The 24,628-nt window shown below is 72.6% G+C and carries 19 protein-coding genes; 10 read left to right on the forward strand and 9 right to left on the reverse strand.

Annotation, left to right across the window (positions count from 1 at the left end; translation table 11 throughout):
* The first annotated feature begins 56 nt into the window (after window positions 1–56).
* On the forward strand, window positions 57–287 hold the full coding sequence (locus tag ACIQOE_RS10405) for a hypothetical protein (protein ID WP_351314813.1): 231 nt from the start codon (window positions 57–59) through the stop codon (window positions 285–287).
* 24 nt (window positions 288–311) lie between these two features.
* Here the strand turns inward: ACIQOE_RS10405 and ACIQOE_RS10410 are convergent, their stop codons facing one another.
* Window positions 312–992 (reverse strand): 4'-phosphopantetheinyl transferase superfamily protein, encoded by a 681-nt coding sequence (locus ACIQOE_RS10410; protein WP_362642909.1) that lies wholly within the window; start codon window positions 990–992, stop codon window positions 312–314.
* The gene (locus tag ACIQOE_RS10415) at window positions 940–1,845 is read right to left on the reverse strand and encodes a metallophosphoesterase family protein (protein WP_399013286.1); all 906 of its coding nucleotides are present in this window, start codon (window positions 1,843–1,845) and stop codon (window positions 940–942) included. Before ACIQOE_RS10415 ends, ACIQOE_RS10410 begins: the two co-directional genes overlap by 53 nt.
* A 355-nt stretch (window positions 1,846–2,200) precedes the next feature.
* On the opposite strand from ACIQOE_RS10415, the gene ACIQOE_RS10420 reads away from it, so the two are divergent.
* Window positions 2,201–3,322: an ATP-grasp domain-containing protein gene (locus tag ACIQOE_RS10420; protein ID WP_401410887.1), complete on the forward strand. Its 1,122-nt coding sequence runs from the start codon at window positions 2,201–2,203 to the stop codon at window positions 3,320–3,322.
* Window positions 3,323–3,473: 151 nt separating this feature from the next.
* Window positions 3,474–5,156 carry a carbohydrate binding domain-containing protein gene (locus tag ACIQOE_RS10425; protein ID WP_363014319.1) on the forward strand — a complete coding sequence of 561 codons (1,683 nt, stop codon included), beginning with the start codon at window positions 3,474–3,476 and terminating at the stop codon, window positions 5,154–5,156.
* A 31-nt stretch (window positions 5,157–5,187) separates the two neighbouring features.
* Here ACIQOE_RS10425 and ACIQOE_RS10430 read toward each other — a convergent pair whose 3' ends face one another.
* The 5 genes from ACIQOE_RS10430 to ACIQOE_RS10450 form a co-directional block, all read right to left on the reverse strand.
* Window positions 5,188–6,057 (reverse strand): sulfotransferase, encoded by an 870-nt coding sequence (locus tag ACIQOE_RS10430; RefSeq protein ID WP_362642913.1) that lies wholly within the window; start codon window positions 6,055–6,057, stop codon window positions 5,188–5,190.
* Window positions 6,058–6,248: 191 nt separating this feature from the next.
* A complete protein-coding gene (locus ACIQOE_RS10435) occupies window positions 6,249–7,499 on the reverse strand; it encodes an alpha-L-fucosidase (RefSeq protein WP_365557562.1) in 1,251 nt (416 codons plus the stop codon).
* Between the two features lie 4 nt (window positions 7,500–7,503).
* Window positions 7,504–10,548, reverse strand: a complete 3,045-nt coding sequence (locus ACIQOE_RS10440; RefSeq protein WP_401410890.1) for an alpha-mannosidase — start codon at window positions 10,546–10,548, stop codon at window positions 7,504–7,506.
* A gap of 45 nt (window positions 10,549–10,593) precedes the next feature.
* A complete protein-coding gene (locus ACIQOE_RS10445) occupies window positions 10,594–11,934 on the reverse strand; it encodes a 6-phospho-beta-glucosidase (RefSeq protein WP_362642917.1) in 1,341 nt (446 codons plus the stop codon).
* A complete protein-coding gene (locus tag ACIQOE_RS10450; RefSeq protein WP_351314839.1) occupies window positions 11,931–12,695 on the reverse strand; it encodes a DeoR/GlpR family DNA-binding transcription regulator in 765 nt (254 codons plus the stop codon). Before ACIQOE_RS10450 ends, ACIQOE_RS10445 begins: the two co-directional genes overlap by 4 nt.
* A gap of 126 nt (window positions 12,696–12,821) precedes the next feature.
* Here ACIQOE_RS10450 and ACIQOE_RS10455 point away from each other — a divergent pair, with 126 nt between their 5' ends.
* The 7 genes from ACIQOE_RS10455 to ACIQOE_RS10485 all read left to right on the forward strand — a co-directional run bounded on the left by ACIQOE_RS10455 (window position 12,822) and on the right by ACIQOE_RS10485 (window position 23,388).
* Window positions 12,822–13,841: a carbohydrate kinase family protein gene (locus ACIQOE_RS10455; protein WP_401410893.1), complete on the forward strand. Its 1,020-nt coding sequence runs from the start codon at window positions 12,822–12,824 to the stop codon at window positions 13,839–13,841.
* An 89-nt stretch (window positions 13,842–13,930) separates the two neighbouring features.
* Window positions 13,931–15,217: an ABC transporter substrate-binding protein gene (locus ACIQOE_RS10460; RefSeq protein WP_401410895.1), complete on the forward strand. Its 1,287-nt coding sequence runs from the start codon at window positions 13,931–13,933 to the stop codon at window positions 15,215–15,217.
* Complete coding sequence (locus tag ACIQOE_RS10465) at window positions 15,217–16,173, forward strand: sugar ABC transporter permease (protein ID WP_351314846.1); 957 nt, start codon at window positions 15,217–15,219, stop codon at window positions 16,171–16,173. The genes ACIQOE_RS10460 and ACIQOE_RS10465 overlap by 1 nt, the downstream gene beginning before the upstream one ends.
* Before the next feature lie 14 nt (window positions 16,174–16,187).
* Window positions 16,188–17,048, forward strand: coding sequence for a carbohydrate ABC transporter permease (locus ACIQOE_RS10470; protein WP_362167576.1), 861 nt, complete (start codon window positions 16,188–16,190; stop codon window positions 17,046–17,048).
* Window positions 17,045–19,969 (forward strand): glycoside hydrolase family 2 TIM barrel-domain containing protein, encoded by a 2,925-nt coding sequence (locus ACIQOE_RS10475; RefSeq protein ID WP_401410899.1) that lies wholly within the window; start codon window positions 17,045–17,047, stop codon window positions 19,967–19,969. The genes ACIQOE_RS10470 and ACIQOE_RS10475 overlap by 4 nt, the downstream gene beginning before the upstream one ends.
* 61 nt (window positions 19,970–20,030) lie before the next feature.
* Window positions 20,031–21,698, forward strand: a complete 1,668-nt coding sequence (locus tag ACIQOE_RS10480; protein WP_399013266.1) for a PHP domain-containing protein — start codon at window positions 20,031–20,033, stop codon at window positions 21,696–21,698.
* Between the two features lie 349 nt (window positions 21,699–22,047).
* The gene (locus tag ACIQOE_RS10485) at window positions 22,048–23,388 is read left to right on the forward strand and encodes a lanthionine synthetase LanC family protein (RefSeq protein WP_401410901.1); all 1,341 of its coding nucleotides are present in this window, start codon (window positions 22,048–22,050) and stop codon (window positions 23,386–23,388) included.
* 124 nt (window positions 23,389–23,512) lie between these two features.
* On the opposite strand, the gene ACIQOE_RS10490 is transcribed toward ACIQOE_RS10485, so the two are convergent.
* Both ACIQOE_RS10490 and ACIQOE_RS10495 read right to left on the reverse strand, forming a co-directional pair.
* Window positions 23,513–23,758: a DUF6253 family protein gene (locus tag ACIQOE_RS10490; protein ID WP_399013263.1), complete on the reverse strand. Its 246-nt coding sequence runs from the start codon at window positions 23,756–23,758 to the stop codon at window positions 23,513–23,515.
* Window positions 23,755–24,576: a maleate cis-trans isomerase gene (locus ACIQOE_RS10495; protein ID WP_401410903.1), complete on the reverse strand. Its 822-nt coding sequence runs from the start codon at window positions 24,574–24,576 to the stop codon at window positions 23,755–23,757. The genes ACIQOE_RS10490 and ACIQOE_RS10495 overlap by 4 nt, the downstream gene beginning before the upstream one ends.
* Window positions 24,577–24,628 lie beyond the last annotated feature (52 nt).

The following is a 24,628-nucleotide window of genomic DNA, read 5'->3' on the forward strand; positions in this document are numbered from 1 at the left end:
GTGCGGCCGCGCCGTCCGGGCGCGGGACCGTGACGACCGACGGGGAGAGCCGAGCCATGCCCACCGCCGTACTGACCGACCGTGAGCGCACCGCCGTCCAGGCCTACCTGCGACTGCTGCACACCGTCCGCGCCGCCTTCGACGGCCCGCCGGAGACCGCCCCGCGCCCCTTCGTGGTCCCGCCCGCCGTCATGGCCGAGGCGGAGCAGGCCCTGGACCGGGCCGGGCTCGCCGGCAACGAGGAGGCGTTCTTCCGTCTCCTGCACGACTGGTGCCCGCCCACCTGAGCCGGCCCGGCACGCCCGGGGCCGTCAGGGGTGCGGCACGACCACGGCCGAGGCCACCAGGGAGTGCGCCACGCTCCAGCGGCCCTCGAAGACCTGCAGCCGCTGCCCGCCGACCTCGGGGCCGGGGACCAGCAGGCGGGCGCGCAGCGTGCCGTGCCGCCGCCCGCCGGGCTGTGCCGCCAGCTCGATGTCGGCCTCCATGAAGTCCAGCCACATCCCGGTGAGGGGGAACCACGCCTTGTAGACGGACTCCTTGGCGCTGAACAGCAGCCGGTCCCAGTGCACGTCGGGCCGCTCGGCCGCGAGCCGGCCGAGCCGCTGCTGCTCCGAGGGCAGCAGGACGGCCTCCGCGACGCCCTCGGGCAGCGGGGCGTGCGGTTCGGCGTCGATGCCGAGGGAGGCCAGATCGGCGGCGCGGACCAGGGCGGCGGCGCAGTAGCCCTCGCAGTGGGTCATGCTGCCGGCCAGGCCGTCCGGCCAGCGCGGTGCGCCGCGCTCGCCGGTCAGGACGGGCTGCGGCGGGACCCCGAGCTTCTCCATGGCGCGCCGGGCGCAGGCGCGCACGGCGGAGAACTCCCGGCGGCGCTTGGGCACGGCACGGGCGACGAGCGCCGCCTCCTCGGGGTAGAGGGGGGCTTCGCGGACCGCCTCGTCACCGAGCATCTCCACGGCCACCACCGACTCCGGGAGCAGCTCCTCGATCACCGGTTCCGACCTCCATCGGCAGAATGCGGCGCAGCGTGCCCGGGGGCTGGGAGCGCTTGCGCCACTCGCGGGGGTATCCCACGGAGACCTCTTCGAAGCGGACGCCGTCGTGCCAGGTGGTCCGGGGGATGTGCAGATGACCGTAGACCATGGTGCCGACGCGGAACCGGCGGTGCCAGTCGGCGGTGCGGGTGGTGCCGCACCACATGGCGAACTCGGGGTACCACAGGACGTCCATGGGGTGCCGGTCCAGCGGGTAGTGGGCCGCCAGCACGGTCGGCAGGTCCTCGGGCAGCTCGGCGAGCCGGCGCTCGGTGGCCTCGACGCGGGCCCGGCACCAGTCCTCGCGGGTCGGGTAGGGGTCGGGGTGCAGCAGGTACTCGTCGTTGCAGACGATGCCGGTGCCGTGCGCGTAGGCGAGGCCCTCCTCCTTGGTCGTGCAGCCGGCCGGCAGGAAGGAGTAGTCGTACAGGAGGAAGAGCGGGGCGACCACGGCCGGTCCGCCCTGGCCCTCCCAGACGGGATAGGGGTCCTCGGGGCTGACCACGCCGAGTTCCCGGCAGAGGGCGACGAGGTGGTCGTAGCGGGCGACACCGCGCAGGGTGACCGGGTCCTTGGGGTGGGTCCACAGGTCGTGGTTGCCGGGGGCCCACAGCACCTTGGCGAAGCGGCCGGCGAAGGTCTCCAGCACCCAGCGGATGTCGGCGACGGTCTCCGCGACGTCACCGGCCACGATGAGCCAGTCGTCGTCCGTCCCGGGGCGCATCTTCTCGACGAGCTCGCGGTTCTCCGGGTACGAGATGTGCAGGTCGCTGATGGCCAGCAACTGTCCGGCACCGGCCGTGGACTCCACCCCGTACCCCTTCCGATCATGTCGTCGCCACCCACCTCAGCACATGACGGGGCGGCGGAACAAGGGCACCTGTCGGCCTGTCGGCGGTCTTTCGGGGGCCGGTCCGCGAAGGACCGCCGGTCGCCGGCCGTCCGTCAAGGAAACCGCCGTGGACGGCGCAGGAAAACGCGCGTGGACACTCCCGGGGAATCCGTAACACGGGCGTTGCACGCGGGGCCCCTTGAAAGCCGTATGATCCCTCCAACACCACCGCCACGAACTTCCCTTCGTCCAGGGCGGTTTGGTGACCCTCCAAGCACCCTGCCCGGGCACGGGCCACTGAGTCCTGCCCGAAAATGCCCGAAAGGCGGCCTGCATGCTCTCTCGCGTACGCGTCTGGCTCAACCGCACGTACGCGGAGAACGTGTTCTTCATGGATCAGCTGCGGAGAAATCCCAGCGACCGGGCGGTCGAGATCCATGCGACGCACGGTGACCCCGACTCCCCCGTGCTGGCCGCCGCCGACACCGCCGACCTGGAGCCGGAGTGCCTGTCCCCGGCCGGGTACGTCGAGTACGCGCTCGACCAGTGCCGGCGTCGTGGCATCGATGTCTTCGTGCCCCGGCTGCACCAGTCGGCGATCGTCGCGCACCGCGCCGACTTCGAGGCGGCGGGTACGGCCCTGCTGGCGCCGACGCGGGAGGCGACCGCCGTCTTCGAGGACAAGGCGACGGCCTACGAGGCGGTCGGCGCGGTCGGGGTCCCGGTGCCGCCGTGGTGGCGGGTCCGCACCGCGGACGAACTGGTCCTCGCGGTCGAGGCGCTGGAGGCGGACGGTCACAAGGCCTGCTTCAAGCCGGCCGCGGGTGCGGGCGGCGTCGGATTCCGGGTGATCACGCGCACGCCCTTCTCGCTCGTCCACCTCAACGGGTTCCCCGGACCCTACGTCCAGCTCGACCTGGTGCTCGACGCGCTGCGCCGGGCCGACCAGCCGGTGGACTGGCTGGTGATGCCGCGGCTTGAGGAGCCGGAGGTGTCGGTGGACTGCCTCACCGGTCCCGACAACCGGGTCCGGCTGGCGGTGGGCCGCACGAAGCAGGGCCGCCGCCGCGGTTTCACCCTGGACGACCGCTGGCTGAAGCCGGCCCGGCTGATCGCCGAGGGCTTCGGACTGCACTACCTCTCCAACATCCAGTTCCGGATGTACGGCGACGAGCCGGTACTGCTCGACGTCAACACCCGGCCCGCCGGCGGCCTGCACCAGCTCTCCCTCTGCGGCGTCAACGCCCCATGGGCGGCGGTGCAGTTGGCCCTGGGCGAGGACCCCGGGGTGATCGAGCCGCCGTTCCTCGGACAGGACTACGCGGTGGTGTCGGGGCCGCGTCCGGTCCTGCCGTCCGTGCCGGCCCCGCGGGAGGAGACCGACGTGGTGCTGGCGCCGCCGGTGCCCGTCGAGGTGGAGCCGGTCGAGGCCGCGGCCGCGGTGCTGCCGCTCTAGTCCTCGTACCTCGTCCCATCGGTACGGACCAATCGGCGCCCGCATCCTTGACAGCTCGATTGGTCCATACCATTTTTGTTGCGCACCCTCTTCGCACCTTCCCCGCACCTCCGTGCAACTCCCGAACACCCCATTCCCGCAGGGAGATCGCGTGCGCAACTCATTCGGACGTTCCAGACGTCGGCTGCTCGCACTGCTCGGCTCCGGCGCCCTCGCGCTCGCCGGGGCCATCGCGCTTCCCGGTACCGCGCAGGCGGCCAACGTCCTCACCAACCCCGGCTTCGAGTCGGGGAGCCTGTCGCCCTGGTCCTGCACCGGGAACCTGGGCTCCGTCGTGTCCTCGCCGGTGCACGGCGGGTCCAAGGCCCTCGCGGGGGCCGTGAGTTCCAGTGACACCGCCCAGTGCGCCCAGACCGTCGCCGTGCAGCCCAACACCACGTACTCGCTCAGCGGCTGGGTGCGCGGCTCCTACGTCTACCTCGGGGTCACCGGCGGTGCCTCCACGTGGACCAGCTCGCCGTCCCAGTACAGCCAGTTGAGCGTCTCCTTCACCACCGGGGCCTCGCAGACCAGCGCCCAGATCTACGTGCACGGCTGGTACGCGCAGGGCACCTACTACGCCGACGACATCAGCCTCGACGGGCCCGGCGGCGGTGGCTCCGACACCCAGGCGCCGACCGCGCCCACGAACCTCGCCTCCACCGGGAAGACCTCGTCGAGCGTGTCCCTGTCGTGGTCGGCCGCGACGGACAACGTCGGGGTGACGGCCTACGACGTCTACCGCGGGTCGACCCTGGCGACGAGCGTCTCCGGCACGTCCGCGACGGTCGGCGGACTGTCCGCGAGCACTGCGTACACGTTCACCGTGAAGGCCCGCGACGCGGCGGGCAACGTCTCGGCCGCCTCCAACGCGGTGAGCGTCACCACGGACGCGGGCACCGGCGGCGGCACCGGGTTCAAGCAGGCGGCGCCCTACCTGTACGAGGGCTGGGGCGACCCGCCGAGCCCGGCGACGGTGATGAGCGCGACCGGCATCAAGAACTTCACCATGGCCTTCGTGCTGGACTCCGGCGGCTGCACCCCGGCCTGGGACGGCAGCCGGCCGCTGACCGGCGGCGCCGACCAGACCGCGATCAACCAGATCAAGGCGGCCGGCGGTGACATCACCCCGTCGTTCGGCGGCTGGCAGGGCAGCAAGCTCGGCGCCAACTGCTCCTCGGCGAGCGCGCTGGCCGGAGCCATCCAGAAGGTGATCGACGCGTACGGGCTCAAGACCGTCGACATGGACGTCGAGAACACGGACGAGTTCGAGAACGAGGCCGTGCAGGCGAAGATCCTGACCGCCCTGAAGACGGTCAAGGCCAACAACCCCGGCCTGCGGACGATCGTCACCTTCGGTACGTCCACCACCGGGCCGACGTACTACGGCAACCGGCTCATCGAGCAGGCCCAGTCGCTCGGCGCGAACATCGACGTCTTCACCATCATGCCGTTCGACTTCGGCGGCGGCGCCGACATGTACGGCAACACCGTGGCGGCGGCCGAGGGGCTGAAGACCAAGCTGAAGTCCACCTTCGGGTGGGACGACGCGACGGCCTACGCGCACATCGGGATCTCCGGCATGAACGGCCTGTCGGACCAGCAGGAGACCACGACCCCGGCGATCTGGACGCAGATCCGCGACTGGGGCAACACGCACCACATCGCCCGGCTCGCGTTCTGGGCCGTCAACCGCGACCGCGGCTGCGCGGGCGGCGGCGTGGTGAGCAACTGCTCCGGGATCAGCCAGAACACCTGGCAGTTCACCTCGATCACGGCCGGCTTCACCGGCTGAGCGGCGACGCCGGAGGAGGCGTGGGGGTGCCCTAGACCGGGTACCCCCACGCCTTCGCTATCCCGGCCAGCCGAGGCGGGAGCGCGGCCGCCGGGTCGGCCTGGCGCGCGGCCTGGATCCGGCCGGACCTGATCTCCTTGCTCCAGTCGCCGAGCTTCGGCCTGAACGTGCCGTGGTCCTGCTTGCCGTAGTCGAGCATGCCGCTCTCCCACGGGACGCCGAGGTACGCGCAGAGCTCGCGGGTGATCCGCTCCGGTTCGGCGGTGAGGTCCTCGTAGGTGATCACGTGGGCGCCGGGCAGCTTCAGGCGCGCCTCTTCGAGCTTCTCGGCGTAGTCCAGCACCTCGGCCCGGATCGCCTCGTGGTCGGGGTCGGCGCGGCGGCTGGTCAGGGACTGGATGACGGCGCCGGGGTGGCGCAGCAGCAGGACGAACCGGGCCTCGGGCCAACATCGCTGAAGCCGGGGCCAGATGAGGGTGTTCGGCGGGGTCTTGTCGACGATGAGGTCCTTGCCGCTGCGGCTGAGTTCCAGGTGCAGCACCCGGTCCCACAGGACGTGCTCCAGCTCCTCGCGGTCGAGGGCCAGTTCCTTCATGGCGTCCGCGGTGAACTCCCGGGACATCCGGACGTGGACCGTGCGCAGGTGCATCTCGTGCGGGGCCCGGATGCGGCTGTGGCTGTTGAGCAGGACGCGCAGCAGCGTGGAGCCGGAGCGGACCGAGGAGAGGACGAAGACCGGTGACTCCACCAGGCGCGGGGCGCGCGGGGCCACGTAGGCGTCGGCGGGCTCGGGCCGTGCCGGGCGCTGGGTCGGGATCGCGTCCAGCGTCCTGCGCGGGGGGCTCACCGCCTGCGCCATGAGCCGTCCGCGGCGCTTGAGCCCCCTGGCGATCGCTGACATGCGCGGGTCTCGCACGGTGATGCCTTTCTGTCGTCCCTGCCGTTCCGCATCCCAGGGGTGGAAGGCGAACCCCAGATGTCCGGGAGGCGAACCAAAGGGGTCACGGCGGCCCGAAAAGCCGCCGTGACCTGCTGACTTACCGTTCTCTTAATTCTTCATATGAGATTTCGCGACGTACCTCGCCTGTCCCGTCAGGACCGGCCCGATCCCCGGTACAGCGCCAGTTCCCCGTCCAGCTCGACGGCGAGGACCGTGGCGTACGGATCGAGGTCGGCCGCCGGCGGCGGATCGATCCACAGCACCCCGACCGCCTCGTGCAGCCCGCCGACCACCCGGTGGCCGAGTTCGGTCCCGGTGCCGAGCACGGTGACCCCGCGGACGGCCGTCGCCAGGCCCCGGACGCCGATCTCGGCGCGCGGGGCGTCGAACAGGGTGAGGTAGAGGGTGCGCCGGTCGGCCGAGAGGGTGCTGGGCCCGTAGTGGTGCCCGGCCGGCAGCCCGCGCCCGGTGCCGTACACCGCCTCGGCGTGCCGCCGGATCCACTCCCCCAGTCCCTCCAGCCGCTCCGCCTGCGGTGGCGGGACGGTGCCGTCCTCCATCGGCCCGACGTCGAGCAGCAGGTTTCCGCCGCCGCCGATGGTCTCGGTGAAGTACCGGATCAGCTGGGCCAGGGACTTGTGGTTGTGATCATGGTGCTGGTACCCCCAGGAGTCGTTGATCGTCAGGCACAGCTCCCACGGGCCGTCGGGCGGCACGACCGGGGCGCCCTGCTCGGGGGTGGCGTAGTCGCCTTCGTCGAGCATCCGCGCGTTGAAGACGACATCGGGGACGTACGACCTGATCAGCGCGGCCAGGCCGGGGATCCGCCACTGCTCCCCGCTGCGCTCCCACTCCCCGTCGAACCACATCAGGTCCGGCCGGATCCGCGAGGCCAGCTCCGTTATCTGGCCGTCGCGGTAGGCGAGGAAGCGTTCCCAGGCGGCCGGGTCCTCGTGCCCGGCGGCCACCTCCGAGTAGCGGTTGTCCTCCTGCTCCGGCGGGCGGCCCGGCTTGCGCGTGGAGGCGTAGTCGGGGTGGTTCCAGTCGGAGTGCGAGTAGTAGAGGCCGACCTTCAGGTCCTTCTCCCGCAGGGCCTCGGCGTAGGGCCCGAGGTAGTCCCTGCCGAGGTTCAGGGAGCCGTACGCGGTGTCCCACAGGGCGACCCCGTCGTGATGGCGGCTGGTCAGCACGGCGTACCGGGCGCCGGCGCGGGCGAACAGGTCCGCCCACGCCCTCGGGTCGTAGCGGGCGCCGGTGAACCGTTCCAGCTGGGACATGTACCGCTCGTGCGGCACGACGCCGTCGTAGAAGGACCAGGACTCCTGGACCCCGTCGACGGCGTAGATGCCCCAGTGCACGAAGATCCCCAGCTTGGCGTCGGTGAACCAGGGTTGCACGGCCATCCGGTCAGCCCCTCCGCAGCCGCAGGGTGAGGATCTGGAAGGGGCGCAGTTCCACCGCGACGGTGTCGCCGTCGGCGGCCGCGTCCTGCAGGGGGCGCTCCAGCAGGTCGGTGACCTGGGCGCCGGCGAGCGGGAAGCCGGTGCGCAGCACGCCCCGGGCGCGGCCGCCGCCGGACTCGTAGAGCCGGACCACGACGTCGCCGGAGGCGTCGTCGGCGAGCTTGACCGCCTCGACGGTCACGCCCGCGCCGTCCACCGAGACCACCGGCTGCGGCTCACCGGCCGAATCGGCCACCCGCAGCGGGAGGTTGAGGGCGTAGCCCGCGGCGACCGCGTCCGGGACGCTCGCGCCGGGCAGCAGGGAGTAGGTGATGCGGTGCCGGCCCTGGTCGGCGCCCGGGTCCGGGACGCGCGGGGCGCGGACCAGGGAGAGGCGGACCGTGGTGGTCGTCCCTCCGTCCTCGCGGACCGTGCGGGAGACGTCGTGGCCGTAGGTCGAGTCGTTGACGACGGCGACGCCGTAGCCGGGCTCGGCGAGGTGCACCCAGCGGTGGCCGGAGACCTCGAACCGGGCCGCCTCCCAGCTGGTGTTGGTGTGCGTGGGCCGCTGCACGTGGCCGAACTGGATCTCCGCGGAGGAGTGCGCGGCGCGGATGTCCACCGGGAACCCGGCCTTGAGGAACTTCTCCGCCTCGTGCCAGTCGATGTCCGTCTCGAAGTCGATCCGCGGGCTGCCGGCCCGGACCGTGATCGTCTGGACGATCGTCGAGCCGTTGCCGAAGGGGCGGGTGACGCGGATCGAGCCGGTCAGCGGGTCGGCCTCGCAGACCGTGATCTCGGAGGGTTCCAGCAGGTCCGTGTAGCGGTTCCTGTAGTGCTTGTCGACGTCCCAGGCGTCCCAGTAGTTCGGGAGGTCGGTGTGCAGGCGCAGCAGGTTGCCCTGGCCGGCGAGGACCTCGCGGCCGGCCCGGTGGTCGTACACCGACGACAGGGTGCCGTCCTCGGCGACCTCGACCCGGACGAGTCCGTTGTCGAGGACCCGGCCCTCGGCCGTCACCGGCCGCGGGGCCTCGGCGGCGGCGGTCAGCGGGGCGCTGCCGTTCGCCGGGACCTCGACGTACACCGGCGTGCCCGCCGCGTCCCTGACGACCTCGGCGCGGTCGTAGGGGCTGGTGTTGAAGACCCGGGCCGGGCCGCCGCCGAGCGCCGCGAGCGCCTCGGCGGTCAGCGTGTCCAGTTCCGCGGCGACCCGGGCGTACTCGGCCTCCGCCTCGCGGTGCACCCAGGCGATCGAGGAGCCCGGCAGGATGTCGTGGAACTGGTGGAGCAGGACCGTCTTCCAGAGCCGGTCGAGCCGTTCGTGCGGGTAGCGGTAGCCGGGCGCGTGCAGGGCCGCGGTGGTCGCCCACAGCTCGGCCTCGCGCAGCCCGTGCTCGCTGCGCCGGTTGCCCTGCTTGGTGCGGGCCTGCGAGGTGTAGGTGGCGCGGTGCAGCTCCAGGTACAGCTCGCCGACCCAGACCGGCGCGTCCTCGTACTCGGCGCGGGCCTTGGCGAAGAAGGCGTCCGGGTGCTCGACCTCGACGCGCGGGGAGCCCTCCAGGTCCTTCAGCCGGCGGGCCCGCTCCATGATCTCGCGGGTCGGGCCGCCGCCGCCGTCGCCCCAGCCGAACGGGGCCAGCGAGCGGGTGGCGCCGCCCTTCTCGGCGTAGTTGCGGACCGCGCGGGACATCTCCTCGCCGCTGAAGCGGGCGTTGTAGGTGTCGACGGGCGGGAAGTGCGTGAAGATGCGGGTGCCGTCGATGCCCTCCCACCAGAAGGTGTGGTGCGGGAACTTGTTGGTCTGGTTCCAGGAGATCTTCTGGGTGAGGAACCACTCGTTGCCGGCGAGCTTGGCGATCTGCGGGTAGGCCGCGTTGTAGCCGAAGGAGTCCGGCAGCCACACGCCCTTGGTCTCGATGCCGAAGTGCTCCATGAAGAACCGCTTGCCGTGGACGAACTGGCGGGCGACCGCCTCGCCGCCGGGCAGGTTGCCGTCGGACTCCACCCACATGCCGCCGACCGGCGCCCACTGGCCCTTCTTGACGGACTCCTGGATCCGGGCCCAGACCTTCGGGTGGTTGTCGCGCACCCACTCGTACTGCTGGGCCTGCGAGCAGGCGAAGACGAACTCCTCGTACTCCTCGGCCAGCGAGGTGACGTTGGAGAAGGTGCGGGCGGTCTTGCGCTTGGTCTCGCGGATCGGCCAGAGCCAGGCCGAGTCGATGTGGGCGTGGCCGACGCCGGAGACGCGGTGCGCGCTGGCGTGCGCGGGCTTGGCCAGCGCGGGCCTCAGGGCCTCGCGCACGGCGGCGGCCGAGCCGGCGACGTCGTCCAGGTCGAGCAGGTCCATGGCGTGGTCGAGGGCGTGCGCGATCTCGTGCCGGCGCGGGTCGTGCTCGCCCAGCTCCAGCATCAGCTCGCGCAGCACCTGGAGGTCGAGGTCGAGGTGGAAGACCTCCTCGTCCAGGACGGCGATGTCGGCGCGCCGGAAGGTGTAGAGCGGCTGGTCGCCGGCGGTCAGCACGTCGCCGAGCGGGGTCGGCGCGGCGAAGTCGCCTGCCAGGATGTCGGGGTTGGAGGCGGCCTCGACCAGGTAGTCGATCACCTCGCCGCCGGTCGCCGGGTTCGCGATCCGCACGTACTGGTTGAGCGGGTTCACCGCCTTCAGCGGGGTCCCGTCGGCGAGGTGGACCAGGGCCTCGGCCTGGTTGCCGGGCCAGTCGCCGACGAAGCCGAGGTCGATGACCGCCTCGACCCGGCGGCCCGCGAACTCGGCGGGCACCTGCCCGCGCATCCGGAACCAGGTGGTGCCCCACGGCGGGCCCCACGGGGTGTCCATGGCGAACGGCTCGTACGGGGCGGCCGCGGCCTCCTCGAAGGGCACCGGCTCACCGGGCGCCTGCCAGGCGGACACCTCGAAGGGAACGGCGGCCGCGTGGACCGCGGGCTTGATGCGCTGGTCGTGGAGGCGCGCCACGCGCTCCTCGATCCGGCGGCGTTCGTCGTGCATGGAAGTCTCCAGGAGAGGTGTGGAAAGCGCTTTCCGTGCGGCTGGTCACCCAAGATACGCGAGGCCCGGGTGGACCTCGGTGTACCCCTCCACCAGCCGGCGGGCGACGTTCACCGAGTCGACCAGCGGGTGCAGCGCGAAGGCCTTCACGGCCGTCGCGCGGGAGCCGGACTCCGCGGCGGCCAGCACCTCGCGCTCGACCGCCTTGACCGCGCAGACGAGACCGGTCGCGTGACCGGGCAGCGGATCGACGGCGACCGGGTGGGCGCCGTTGGCGTCGACCAGGCAGGGCACCTCGATGACGGCCTCGCCGTCGAGTGCGGACAGCGTGCCGCGGTTGCGGACGTTGAGGATCAGGGTGGTGCGTTCGTCGCGGGCGATGGCCCGCATGAGGGCCAGGGCCACCTTCTCGTAGCCGCCGGACAGGTCGTCGGCGTCCCGCTCGCCGGCGCCCGCGGTCTCCCGGTTCTCGGCCATGTAGGTGGCCTCGCGCTCGGCGCGGGTGCGGTCCCAGACGTCGAGGGCCTTCGCGCCGGGCTCGGCGACCGCCTCGTAGAAGTGCGCCTGCTGGTCGCGCAGGAAGGCGCCGCGGGTCTTCTCGGCCTGCTGGTAGGCGCGGACGGCCTCGCGGTTGAAGTAGTAGTAGTGCAGGTACTCGTTGGGGACGGCGCCGAGGGACCGCAGCCAGTCGGCGCCGAAGAGCCTGCCCTCCTCGAAGGAGCCGAGCAGGGCCGGGTCGGCCAGCAGGCGCGGGAGTTCGTCGCGGCCCGCGATGCGCAGGCCGCGGACCCAGCCGAGGTGGTTGAGGCCGACGTAGTCGATCCAGGCCTCGCCCGGGTCCTTCGCGCCGAGCACCCGGGCGATGCGGCGGCCGAGGCCCACCGGCGAGTCGCAGATGCCGATGACCCGGTCGCCGAGGTGGCGGGACATGGCCTCGGTGACCAGTCCCGCGGGGTTGGTGAAGTTGATGACCCAGGCGTCGGGGGCCAGGCGCGCCACCCGGCGGGCGATGTCGACGGCGACGGGGACGGTCCGCAGTCCGTAGGCGATCCCGCCCGCGCCGACCGTCTCCTGCCCGAGGACGCCTTCGGCGAGGGCCACCCGCTCGTCCTCGGCCCGGCCCGCGAGGCCGCCGACGCGGATCGCGGAGAAGACGAAGCGGGCCCCGCGCAGGGCCTCGTCGAGGTCGGTCGTGGCGGTCACCGCGGGGGCGCCCGGGACGCCTGCCGCCTGTTCGGCCAGGACCCGGGCGACCGCGGACAGCCGGCCGGCGTCGAGGTCGTGCAGCACGACCTCGGTGACCCGGCCCTCGCCGCGGTCCGTCAGCAGCGCGCCGTACACGAGCGGCACCCGGAATCCGCCGCCGCCGAGAATCGTCAGTTTCACGCTTGAGCCTTTCCTGCCAGGACCACGTCGACACCGGCCTCCTCCAGGGCGGACCGGGTCGCCGGGTCGACCGGCGCGTCGGTCACCACCATGTCCAGGTCCTCGGGACCGCAGACCTTCGCCATGCCCGTACCCGGGAACTTGGCGGCGTCCGCGAGCAGGACGGCCTTGTCGCTCGCCTTGATCATCGCCCGTTTGACCGGCACCTCCACCACCGTCGTGTCCATCACCTGGCCGCCGGGCCGCACTCCGCTGGTGCCGAGGAAGAGCCAGTCGGCGTGCAGCTGGCGCAGGTTGTCCTCGGTGAGGAAGCCGACCAGGGAGCGGTACTCGCGGCGCACCACGCCGCCGAGCAGCACCAGTTCGATGCCCTCGTCGTCGGCCAGCTCCTCGTAGACCACCAGGTTGCTGGTGATCACGGTGAGGCGCCGGCCGTGCAGCTGGCGGGCCAGCCGGTAGGCGGTGGTGCCGATGTCCAGGAGGACCGACTGGCCGTCCGCGACCAGGGCGGCGGCGCGGGCCGCTATGGCGTCCTTCTGCGTGACCCGCACCTCGGCGACCTCGGCGAAGGGCTGGTCGCCCTCGTCGGCGACGGCGCCGCCGTGCACCCGCGTGAGGAGCCCTTCCTCCTCCAGTCTCAGCAGGTCGCGCCGGACGGTCGCGGGGCTCACGCCCAGTTGCTCGGAGAGGTCGGTCACGGCCGCGGGACCACCCGAACGCAGGGCCCGCAGGATGAGTTGATGTCGTCGTTCTGCCAGCACGCGAGGAACAGTACTCGTCATCTTCAATCATTTCTATGCTCAGTTCTGCTCATGTATTGACCAATCTCGCGTGGCAGCGCACGATTCCGTCATCGAAATTGACGAGTTTTGACGAGAGGGTGGCGTGTGGACGACGACATACCCGACGTGCTGCTGACCGGTCTCCTCTTCTACGACCTCGTCCTGACCGGACTCGGGAAGCCGCCGGCACCGGGCGAGGAGGTCTGGACGGCCGGCATGGGCTGCGGCCCCGGCGGCATCGCGAACCTCGCGGTGGCGGCCTCCCGTTTCGGTCTGCGCACCGAACTGGCCACGGTCTTCGGCGACGACTTCTACGGCCTCCACTGCCGGGAGGTACTGGCCCGTCAGGAAGGCGTCGGCCTCGCCCTCTCCCGGACCGCGGAGAACTGGCCCACGCCGGTCACCGTCGCCCTCGCCCACGGACAGGACCGGGCCCTGGTCACCCACGGCTGCGAACCGCCGTACTCGCAGGACGTGCTGATGGGCGATCCGCCCGCGGCCCGCACGGCGCTCGTCCACCTGGAGGCCGAACCCCGCGCGTGGATCGCCAAGGCCGCCGCGGACGGCACCCGGATCTACGCCGACGTCGGCTGGGACCCCACCCAGCGGTGGTCCCGCGACCTCCTCGACCAGCTCGCCCTGTGCCACGCCTTCCTCCCCAACGAGACCGAGGCGATGGCCTACACCCGCACCGACAGCGCGGTCGCGGCCCTCGGCACGCTCGCCGAACTGGTCCCGGTGGCCGTGGTGACCCGCGGCGGCGACGGCGCGGTGGCCGTCGACCAGACCACCGGCGAGTTCGCGGAGGTCCCGGCCCTGGCCGTGGACGTCCTGGACGCGACGGGCGCCGGGGACGTCTTCGGGGCGAGCTTCGTGACCGCCTCGCTCGCCGGCTGGCCGCTGGCCGAACGGCTGCGGTTCGCCGTCCTGGCCGCCGGCCTCTCGGTCGGCCACCACGGCGGGGCGCTCGCGGCCCCCGGCTGGTACGGCGTCGACCGCTGGTGGCGGTCGGTCACCGACCCCGGACTGCGGCGCGCCTACGGCTTCCTCGCCGGCCGGCTGCCGGCCGACCCCGGCCCGCCCGTGCGCCACGCACCCGTCACACCCCCCGCACCGCGGCCCTGACACCCCACGGCGGCCCCCACGCCCCGCTCCCCCACGCTGCACGCGAAAGTCCCGAACAGATCCGAAAGACCCGAAAGGCGGTGGGAGCTGTGCGGCTCTCACGTAGAGGCCTGCTGCGCGCGGGCCTGGCCGGTTCGGCCGCCACGGCGCTCGGCGGCCTGGCATCCGGCTGTGCCGTTCCGACCGGTTCCACCGGCCGGAACATGGTCCTGTGGTACTGGGACGGCGGCCTCGGCGACACGGTCGTCAAAAAGGCCACGGCCCGCTACGGCGCCGACGTCGACCTGCGGGCCGTCAAGATCGGCGGCTACTACCGGTCCAAGCTGCTCACCACCATGACCGGCCGCGCCCACGTCCCGGACATCGCGGGCCTCAAGGGCGAGGACATGGCGTCCTACCTGCCGAACGCGAACCAGTTCGTGGACCTGCGCACGCTGGGCGCGGACACGTACAAGAACCGGTACCTCTCCTGGAAGTGGGACCAGGGCATCGCCGACGACGGCACCATGGTCGGCTTCCCGATCGACTGCGGCCCGGTCGCGCACTTCTACCAGTACGAGGTCTTCCGGAAGGCCGGACTGCCCTACGAACCCGACGACGTCTCCGCGGGACTGGACACCTGGGAGAAGTTCTTCGCCGCCGGCGAGCAGCTCAAGAAGCGCATCCCGGGGACCTGCCTGCTCTCCGACGTCAACGCGGTCTTCGAGAACGTGGTGACGCAGGGCGGCGCGCGGTACGTCGACAAGGACCGGCACTTCATCGGCGACCAGGACCACGTCCGCCGGGCCTGGGCACTGGCCGTCGAGGCGAAGCGGCGGGGGATCGTCTCGGACCTGGTCAGCGGCACGCCCGACCAGCTCTCCGCGCTCCAGGACGGCAAGCTGCCCAGCCAGCTCAACGCCTCCTGGGCCACCAACGACATCAAGACCGGCGTCCCGAGGACCGAGGGCCGGTGGCGGGTGGCCCAGATGCCGGTACGGCCCTCCAACATCGGCGGGTCCTTCCTGTCGATCACCAAGGAGTGCCGGGAGCCCGAGCAGGCGTTCCGGATCATCACCTGGATGCTCGACGCGGACAACCAGGCCCAGGGGTTCGCGGACGCGGGCCTCTTCCCCTCGACCCCGGCGTCGTACGGCCTGAAGACCCTGCGCGAGCCCGACCCGTTCTTCGGCGGCCAGGTCACGATGGACGTCTTCGGGCCCGCCGCGCAGCGGATCGCCGTCGCCTACAACAGCCCGTTCGACGTGGCACTCGGGCAGCCCCTGAAGGACGAGATCAAGAACGTCGGCGTCCTCGGCAAGAACCCCGAGCAGGCCTGGAAGGACGCCATGAGCAAGTGCCGGCGCATCGCCCAGCACCTGGGGGTGGGTCTGTGATGGCCACCGCCCTGGAGAAGCCCCCGACGACCACGGAACGGCCCGCGGCGGCCGGCCCCCGCACCGGAATCCGCAGGTACTGGCACCTGTACGCCGCCATCTCCCCCTTCTACCTCCTCTTCCTCTGCTTCGGCCTGATCCCGGTCGGCTTCTCGCTCTACGTCTCCCTGCACCGCTGGGACGGCCTCGGCCCGATGGAGTGGGCCGGTCTGTCGCAGTACCGGTACCTGCTCGGCGACACCGACTTCTGGACCGCGGTCGGGAACACGATCGTCATCTGGGCGCTCGCCACCTTCCCCATGATCTTCCTGGCGATGGTGACGGCCGTGATGCTCAACTCGGCGGTCCGCTTCAAGAACGTCTACCGCTTCGCCTACTTCCTGCCGAACGTGACGTCCGTGGTCGCCGTCGCGATCATCTTCGGGTCGGTGTTCTCCACCAACTTCGGCCTGGTGAACGCCTTTCTGCGAGCCGCGGGGATCGACCAGATCGCCTGGCTGAACACCCCGTGGGGCATCAAGGTGGCCATCGCCACGCTGATGACCTGGCAGTGGACCGGCTACAACGCGATCATCTTCCTCGCCGGGCTCCAGACCATCCCCGGCGAACTGTACGAGGCCGCCCGGATGGACGGCGCCGGGCCGGTGCAGACCTTCTTCCGGATCACGCTGCCGATGATGCGGCCGGTGCTGCTGTTCGTGCTCGTCGTGTCGACCGTCACCGGACTGCAGAGCTTCTCCGAACCGCAGGTCCTGCTGCAGACCACCTCCAACGACTCCACGTTCGCGGGCGGTCCGGGCCACGCCGGGCAGACCATGGTCCTCTACTTCTTCCAGCAGACCTTCGACAACAACGACTTCGGGTACGGCGCCGCCGTGGCCTGGGGCGTCTTCCTCGTCGTCATCATCTTCTCGATCGTCAACTGGCGCCTGGTGCAGCGCCGGGGCGAAGACTAGGGAGGCCGCACACCATGGCATCCATCCGCACGACGCGCCCCCGGGCCGTCAAGGGCACCCGCGGCCGCGGACTCGCCCTGCACGCCGCCCTGGTCGCCGGTCTGCTGCTCTCGGCCTTCCCGTTCTACTGGGCCGTGATCATGTCGACGCACACCACGTCGGAGATCTTCTCCTACCCGCCGAAGCTGCTGCCGGGACCGCACTTCCTGGAGAACGCCCGCAGCCTCTTCGACAACATCGACTTCTTCGGGTCGATGGCGAACTCGCTGCTGGTCGCGGGCTCGGTGACCTTCCTGGTCCTGTTCTTCGACTCGCTGGCCGCCTTCGTCTTCGCCAAGTTCGCCTTCCCCGGCAAGAACCTGCTGTTCGCCCTGCTGATGGTCATCTTCATGGTGCCCGCCCAGCTGGCCGCCATCCCGCAGTTCGTGATCATGGCGAAGCTGGGCTGGATCGGCTCGATGACCTCGCTGGTCGTGCCGGCGGCGGCCAACGCGTTCGGGATCTTCTGGATGCGCCAGTACATGAAGGGCGCCATCCCCGACGAACTCCTCGACGCCTCCCGCATCGACGGCGCGCACTTCCTCCGCCAGTACTGGCACGTGGCCCTCCCGGTGGTCCGGCCGGGCCTCGCCTTCCTCGGCATCTTCACCTTCATGGGCCAGTGGAACGACTACGCCTGGCCGCTGATCGCCCTCACCAACCCGGACAACGTCACCCTCCAGGTCGCGCTGTCCCAGCTCAACGGCACCCACGGCACCACCGACTACGGAATGGTCATGACCGGCGCGCTCCTCGCCCTCGTCCCCCTGCTGATCGTGTTCGCGGTCGGTGCCCGCCAGATCATCGGCGACCTGGCCAAGGGAGCCGTCAAGTGACCGACCCGCTGACCGCGCTCCGCCCCTGGGAGGCACCCGAGGTGACCTCCTGGGGGCGGCTGCCCATGAACGCCGTCGACCGGCGTCCGGGCGCCCTGTCCCTGGACGGCGAGTGGCGCTTTTGGCTGCTCCCGGCTCCGCAGGCGGCGGCGGACGGCGTCCCGTGGTCGGCGCTGCACGTCCCCGGCGCGTGGACGATGCAGGACACGGACGACCGTCCGCAGTACACCAACGTGACCATGCCGTTCGGCGCGTTCCCGCCGCACGCCCCCGCCGCCGACCCCACCGGCGTCCACGAGCGCGACCTGGACGTGCCCGCCGAGTGGGCGGGGCGCCGGATCGTCCTGCAGGTCGGCGCCGCCGAGAGCGTCCTGCTGGTGCACGTGGACGGGCGGCCGGTGGGCCTCTCCAAGGACTCCCATCTGGCGGCCGAGTTCGACCTCACCGAGGTGGTGCGCCCCGGCGAGCGGTCCGTGCTCCGCCTGACCGTCGTCAAGTGGTCGGACGCCTCGCACATCGAGGACCAGGACCACTGGTGGCACGGCGGGATCACCCGCTCCGTGCTGCTGTACGCGACCGACCCGCTGCACCTCGCCGACGTGACCGTGCGGGCCCGGCGGAGCGGCGAGCTGCGGGTGGACTGCGCGGTGCGCGACCGTGGCGGTGCGCTGCCGGACGGCTGGTACGTCAGCGCCGACCTGGACGGCGAACTCCTCGCGCAGGACGCCGGGTTCGACCGGGCCAACGCCGAGGACGACCGGGTCTCCGACTTCCTGGGCGAGGCCCGTGTCCGCACCGTCGTGCCCGGGGTGCGCACCTGGAACGCGGAGCAGCCCGAGCTGTACGGGCTGACGGTGCGGCTGCACCGCGCGGACGGCACGGTCGCCGACACGTCGTACCACCGCGTCGGGTTCCGGGACGTCGAGATCGCCGGCCGTGACCTGCTGGTCAACGGCGAGCGGGTGTTCGTCCGCGGCATCAACCGGCACGACTTCCACCCGCTCACCGGGCGGACCGTGTCGTACGCCGACATGCGCGCGGACCTGGTGCTGCTGAAGCGGTTCGGGTTCAACGCGGTCCGCACGGCGCACTATCCGAACGACCCCGCGTTCTACGACCTCGCCGACGAACTGGGCCTCTACGTGGTCGACGAGGCCGACATCGAGTCCCACGACCACGCGCACGAGATCGCCGACGATCCGCGCTACCTGAACGCCTTCGTGGACCGGGTCTCGCGGATGGTGCTGCGGGACAAGAACCACCCGTCGGTCATCATCTGGTCGCTGGGCAACGAGTCCGACTACGGCGCCAACCACGACGCGGCGGCGGGCTGGGTGCGGCGGCACGACCCGACCCGGCCGCTCCAGTACGAAGGGGCGGCGAAACGGGGCTGGGCGGACCCGGACGTGGCTTCCGACATCGCCTGCCCGATGTACGCGCCGCTCGCGGAGTGCGTGGCGCACGCGCTCTCCGGCGAGCAGACGAAGCCGCTGATCCAGTGCGAGTACTCGCACGCCATGGGCAACAGCAACGGCACGCTGGCCGACCACTGGGCCGCCATCGAGTCCACTCCGGGGCTTCAGGGCGGGTTCATCTGGGAGTTCTGGGACCACGGAATTCTCCAGCGGGTGAGCGACGGTAGACCGGTCGGGCGCGCGGGCGCCGGACTGTACGACAACGGTGTCGCCGCGCCCGGTCACCGCTGGGCGTACGGCGGCGACTTCGGCGAGGCCACGCACGACGGGGCGTTCGTCGCGGACGGCATGGTCTTCCCCGACCGGACCCCCAAGCCCGCCCTGTACGAGCACCGGGAACTCGCGGCACCGGTCCGCATCCGGTGCTTCAGGCACGAGGGCATCGTGCTCGCCAACCACCAGCACTTCCGGGGCTTCGACTGGCTGGCCGCGACCTGGGAGCTGGCCCTGGCCGACGGCCGCACCCTGACCGGTCCGGCCGAGCTGCCCGAGCTGTGCCCCGGCGAGAGCGCGGCGGTGCCGCTGCCCTTCGAGGTCCCGGCGGACGGCGGCGAGGCCTGGCTGACGCTGCGCGTGACCACCGCCGGCGACCAGGCGTGGGCGCCGGCCGGTACGGAGGTGTGCGCGCCGCAGATCCGGCTGCGGGCCCCCGGCCCCGCCCCGGCGGCCGTGCCGGGCGGACCCGGTGTCGAGGTGGACGGCGAGGGGCTGCTGCTGCACCCGCTGCTGGCCGCCGCGCCGACGCTGTCGCTGTGGCGGGCCCCCACCGACAACGACGAACTCGGCGGGATCGCACCGCGCTGGCGGGCCTTGGGCCTGGACAGCCTGGTGCGCAAGGTGGTCTCGGTACGGCGGGCGCACGACCGTGTGACGGTGCTCGCCGAGTACGCGGGGACGACGGGAGTCGTCCGGCACCGGCAGGAGTTCACCGCGGTCGAGGGCGGCATCCGGGTCGAGGAGTCGGCCGAGCTGCCCGACGGGTTCGACGACGTGGCCCGGGTCGGCTCGGTCTTCGAGACGGTGGCCGGGCCGGCGCTGCTGGAGTGGTTCGGTCAGGGTCCCTGGGAGTCGTACCCCGACCGTGCCGCCGGTGCCCCGGTCGGCCACCACTCGCTGCCGGTGGACGAGCTGTTCACCCCGTACCTGCGGCCCCAGGAGAGCGGCGGACGCCACGGTGTACGGCGGTTCACGCTGTCGGCGCCGGACGCCACCGGACTCGCGGTCGAGCTGGACGAGCCCCGCCAGGTCTCCGTCAGCCGCTACCGCGCCGAGGACCTCACCGCCGCCGCCCACCACGACGAACTCGTGCCCCGGGCCGGCTGCGTGGTCCACATCGACGCCGCGCACCGGGGCCTGGGCACGGCCTCCTGCGGCCCCGACACCTTCCCCTCCTACCTCGTCGCACCGGGCGTCCACCGCTGGAGCTGGACCCTGCGCACCCTGTGACACCCCGCCCCGGAGATCCGGCACGTCACCCTCCCCTGCCCCCGTCACGAGGATCGTCATCATGACCGAGCAGCAGTTGCCCGCCTGGGCCGATCCCGCCGTCCCCGCCGCCGGACTGGACGCACAGGGCGTGTCCCGGCGCGGGCTCCTGCGCCGGGCCGGCCTGTTCGGCGCCGCGTTCGCCCTCGGATCGGCGGCCACGCCCGCGCGGGCCTCCTCCGGACACGGTCCCGGCGGCGACGACCCCCGCCTCGCCTACCTGGTCGGCGACCACCACGTGCACTCGGTGTACAGCCACGACGCGAAGTACACGTTCTCCCAGCAGGCGCAGGCAGCCGCCCGGTTCGGCCTGGACTGGATGGTGTTCAACGAGCACTCCAACTTCGGGCACGCCCACTACGGCGCGAAGTCGGAGCACGCCGAGATCCTCAGGGCCCGTCGGGACAACCCGCGCCAGCTGATCTTCCAGGGCCTGGAGTGGTACATCCCGGCCGCCGAGCACGCCACCGTGTTCGCCGCGCCGGGCCGCCACGAGACCGACCTGCTCACGCGGTTCGAGCTGGCCTTCGACGGCAAGCTGCTCGGCTACGACAAGGGCGGCGAGGCCGACGCGGACACCGCCCGCAACCAGGCGCACGCCGTCAAGGCCATCAAGTGGCTGGCCGAGCAGCGCCGTTCGGGCTACGTCGACGACGTCCTGGTGCTGGCGAACCATCCGCTGCGGCTCGGGATCGACTCGCCGTACGAGATCCGCGACTGGCGGGACGCGGCGGCCGAGATCATGATCGGCATGGAGGGCGCGCCGGGCGCCCAGGGTGCCGCGATCCCCGGCCTGCGCGGTGCCTCCTCGATCCGCGGCGAGTACGAGAACAAGCCGTCCGCGCAGTCCTGGGCGGGATATCCGGCGGACGCCTACCTGACGTACGGCGGGTTCGACTGGGCCACGGCGACGGTGGGCGGGCTGTGGGACGCGATGCTGTCGGAGGGCCGTCCGTTCACCGTCACCACCAACTCCGACAACCACCGCACGGTCTTCGACACCTGGAGGAACGGCGACTGGCCGCCTGGGCAGGACTTCGACAACACCGGCAGGCTGCCGGACCCGGTGGACACCGGCACCCCGCAGCCCGGCAGCGACTTCTGGCCGGGCGAGTTCAGCCGCACCCACGTCGGCGTGACCCGCTACGGCTACCGGGCGGTGATGGCGGGCCTGCGGGCGGGCCGGGTCTGGCTGGACCACGGGCACCTGCTGGACGGTCTGGACGTCCGTCTGAAGCGGGACCGCGACCACGGCGAGGGCGTCACCCTCGGCGGCCGGCTGCGGGTCCGCCGCGGCGAGCGGATCACCCTGAACGTGACGGTGACGACCGCGTCCCGGGTCAACTCCCACGGTATTCTGCCGCAGTTGGCGCACGTCGACGTGATCCGCGGCGCGGTGCGCGGTCCGGTCGCCGACCGGGACACCTGGCGGGCGCCGGACACCAGGGTGGTCAGGACCGAGGACGTCTCGGGCCGCAAGGGCACCTACAGGCTGCGCATCCCGCTGACCGCGGGCGACGAGTCGTTCTACGTCCGGCTGCGGGGCAGCGACGGCAACCGTCACGGGGCCGGCTACCTGGGCGCGTCGGTCGACCCGCACGGCCCGGTCACCCACGCGCCGGGCGACGGCGACCCGTGGGCGGACACGTGGTTCTACTCGAACGCGGTCTTCGTGGACGTGGTGGCATAAGCCGCCGGGCCGGGCTGCCGTACCTGGAGGACCTGTACGAGGCTGCCCACGAGAACGTGCGGCCGGCGGTGCGGGACGGCGCCGAGGTCGTCTCCATCGAGTGGCTGTCGGGGCGTTCCGCGGTGGGCGTGCACATAGGGGTGGGCGCCCGCCGGCCGCCTTCACGCCATACACGATCACCGATCCGGTGCGGCGGGCAGGTGGTCGCGGCCGTCTCGGTGGTGGTGCCCGAGGCGGACGCCCGGGTGCCGGCCCTGGTCCCGGCGGTGCGGCCGGCGGCCCGCGGGATCTACCGGCGCTGGACCGGCGGCCGGACGGGGCAGCGGGGCGGCCCCTGTAGCGTGTCCCGGTGACGACGAGCGAGGTGTACCGGGAGCTGGGCGAGGCCGCCTGGACGTGGGTGCTGGGGCAGGTCCGGGAGGACGCGGGCCCCTGGCTTCCGGAGACGGTGCCGGAGGAGGACCCCGGGGAGCAGGCGCCCGGTGAGGACCGGGACTCGCTGTACGCGGGGATCGCCGGGCTCGCCCCGGTGCTGGCGGAGATCGCGCGCCACCGGCCGCCGGACGCGCGGGAACAGGCGCTGGCCGCCGGGATCGTGGACCGTCTGTCGGCGCGGGCACCCGTCGAGACCGAGCCGTCGCTCTACCTCGGCCTGGCGGGCCACGCCACGGCGCTGCGGCTGCTCGCGCCGGGCAGCGAGGCGACCGCGCTGCGGCGGCTGGCCGAGCTCGCGGCCCCGGAGGGCTGGCGGACCACGACCGCGTTCGTCCCGGACTCCGACGCGCCCCTGACCGACATCGTCATGGGCGTCGCGGGCGTGGTCATGACGGCGGTCTGGGCGGGCGGCCCGTACGCGGAAGAGCTGGCGACGACCGGCGGCGAGGCCCTGCTGCGGATGGCGGACCGCACCGGGGCGGGCCTGGACTGGGGCATCTCGCCGGGCAGCGAGTCGCGGTGTCCGAACTACTCGCACGGCGCGGCCGGGGTGGGCGCGGCGCTGGCGGTGGCGGGCGCGGCCCTGCGCCGCGAGGACTTCGTCGCGGCCGCCGTGGACGCGGCCCGCCACGTCCTGTCCGTCGGGTCGCTCGCGGACGGCGGTTTCGTCGTCCCGCACACGATCCCGCCGTCGAAGCGGGAGGTGGAACCGGTGACGTACACCTGGTGCCACGGTCCCGCGGGCACCTCGCACCTGTTCACGGCGCTCGCCCACGCGGGCGTCCCCGAGGTGGCGGGGCACGCCGTCGGCGAGCTGCGGCGGCGCTGCCTGGCCTCGACGCTCGCCTCGGGGATCCCGGAGCGGCTGCGCCCGGGGTTCTGGGACAACGACGGCCGCTGCTGCGGGACGGCCGGCGTCGGGGACGTCCTCCTGGACGCCGCTCAGGACCTCGCGGGCACTCCGGAGGCGGAGCCGCTGGTGCGCGCCGCGGTACGGATGGGCGACGCGCTCGTGGAGCGGGCGGTCAGGGACGCGGCGGGCGCCCGCTGGCGCTTCGTGGAGTACCGCGCCGAGGACCCGCTGCTGCCGCCGGGCACGTCGTGGATGCAGGGCGCGGCCGGTGTCGCGGCCTACCTGCTGCGCCTGGCCCGCTACCTCGACACCGGTCCGGACGCCCCGGTCGTGTCCCGCCCCGACCAGTGGTGGGCGGTACCCGCGCGGCTGCGCCGCGAGGGGCCGGCCCTGGTCGGCTGACCGCCGCCGTGGCCGTGTGAGGACACGGCGGCGGCCGGCCCGGAAGGCCCCCGGTGCGGCGGCGGCACGTGGTCCCGGACGGACGGTGACCGGGGCCGTCCGTCCAGGCCGCGCACGGGGCGGGTCACATGGGCGCCGGTTGGGGGGCGGCGGGCGTGTCCCTGCGGGGCACGGGCGTGTCCTCCTCCAGGGGGTGCGCGTAGCGGCGGAAGCCGGGTACGTGTTCGGCCCGGCGCAGCGCGCCCCGGTAGAGGACCATGCCGTGGACGGAGGTGCCGTCGTCGCGCCAGCAGACGAGGGGGACCCGGCGGGCGTCGCCTTCGTCGGTGACGAACAGGGCCACGTGCCCGTCGGCCGCCAGCAGGCTCATCCGGTGCCGCCCTGCGGGTCGGCGGCGAACAGCCGGCCGTACCCGGTGATCCCGCGGGCCGCCGTGCCCGCACCGGCCAGGTGCAGGGCGTGCCAGAACAGGACCTGGTTGGCGGTCAGGACCGCGAAGTCCAGTTCCCGCTCCAGGGCGTCGATGACGCCGACCGCCCGGATGCCGTTGCCGGCCACGAGGACGGCGTCGGGCCGGTACCCGCCGACCGTGCTGCGGATCCAGTCGGACAGCGCTTCCGGAGTGATCAGTTTCTGGTTGCTGGGCAGCCCGCACGGGGCGTGGTGGACGACGTCGAAGCCCTGTTCGCCGAAGTAGCCGGCGCCGAGCCCGGACAGCCGGTCGTCGAACCACGGCGGGTTGACCAGGGCGATCCGGCGGACGCCGAGCGCGGTGAAGCCGGCCACGGCCGCCGTGGTGGTGCCGGTGAGCGGCAGGCCGCGGGTGACCCGGGCGAGCCGGGCGAACAGGTCCTTCTCGCCGGCCGCGCCGAGGACGTAGGCGGAGCTGGTGAAGCCGAGGGCGATCGCGTCGAGCGGGGCGGCGGCCAGCAGTTCCACGGCGTCGTCGATGTGCGGCGGCTCCACGAAGGCCCGCACCGGGTCGTGCGGGATCTTCGGGTCCATCTCGCCGCCGGCCCGCATGGCGCCGAAGTGGACGCGCGATCCGTGCACGAACACGTCCTCGGGGGCGATCGCCTGGAGCTCGGACTCCGGGCCGACGTCGGCGTGCGGTACGACCACACCGATGCGCGCCCGCGCCTGCCAGCCGTCCTGCCGTGCTCGGGAGGTGCCCGTCCCGTCTCGCATCCCGTCCCTCCTCTGGGTGTCTTCTCCCGGCGTCCGGCCGCCGTCCGTGCCG

The sequence above is a fragment of the Streptomyces sp. NPDC091282 genome (assembly GCF_044757385.1).
Lineage (GTDB): Bacteria > Actinomycetota > Actinomycetes > Streptomycetales > Streptomycetaceae > Streptomyces > Streptomyces gramineus.

Coding starts and splice junctions, on each gene's coding strand:
- ACIQOE_RS10420 (WP_401410887.1), top strand. CDS start 2,201: ATGCTCTCTCGCGTACGCGTCTGGCTCAACCGCACGTACGCGGAGAAC.
- ACIQOE_RS10490 (WP_399013263.1), bottom strand. CDS start 23,758: ATGAGCCTGCTGGCGGCCGACGGGCACGTGGCCCTGTTCGTCACCGAC.
- ACIQOE_RS10480 (WP_399013266.1), top strand. CDS start 20,031: ATGACCGAGCAGCAGTTGCCCGCCTGGGCCGATCCCGCCGTCCCCGCC.
- ACIQOE_RS10430 (WP_362642913.1), bottom strand. CDS start 6,057: ATGTCAGCGATCGCCAGGGGGCTCAAGCGCCGCGGACGGCTCATGGCG.
- ACIQOE_RS10470 (WP_362167576.1), top strand. CDS start 16,188: ATGGCATCCATCCGCACGACGCGCCCCCGGGCCGTCAAGGGCACCCGC.
- ACIQOE_RS10405 (WP_351314813.1), top strand. CDS start 57: ATGCCCACCGCCGTACTGACCGACCGTGAGCGCACCGCCGTCCAGGCC.
- ACIQOE_RS10440 (WP_401410890.1), bottom strand. CDS start 10,548: ATGCACGACGAACGCCGCCGGATCGAGGAGCGCGTGGCGCGCCTCCAC.
- ACIQOE_RS10465 (WP_351314846.1), top strand. CDS start 15,217: ATGGCCACCGCCCTGGAGAAGCCCCCGACGACCACGGAACGGCCCGCG.
- ACIQOE_RS10495 (WP_401410903.1), bottom strand. CDS start 24,576: ATGCGAGACGGGACGGGCACCTCCCGAGCACGGCAGGACGGCTGGCAG.
- ACIQOE_RS10435 (WP_365557562.1), bottom strand. CDS start 7,499: ATGGCCGTGCAACCCTGGTTCACCGACGCCAAGCTGGGGATCTTCGTG.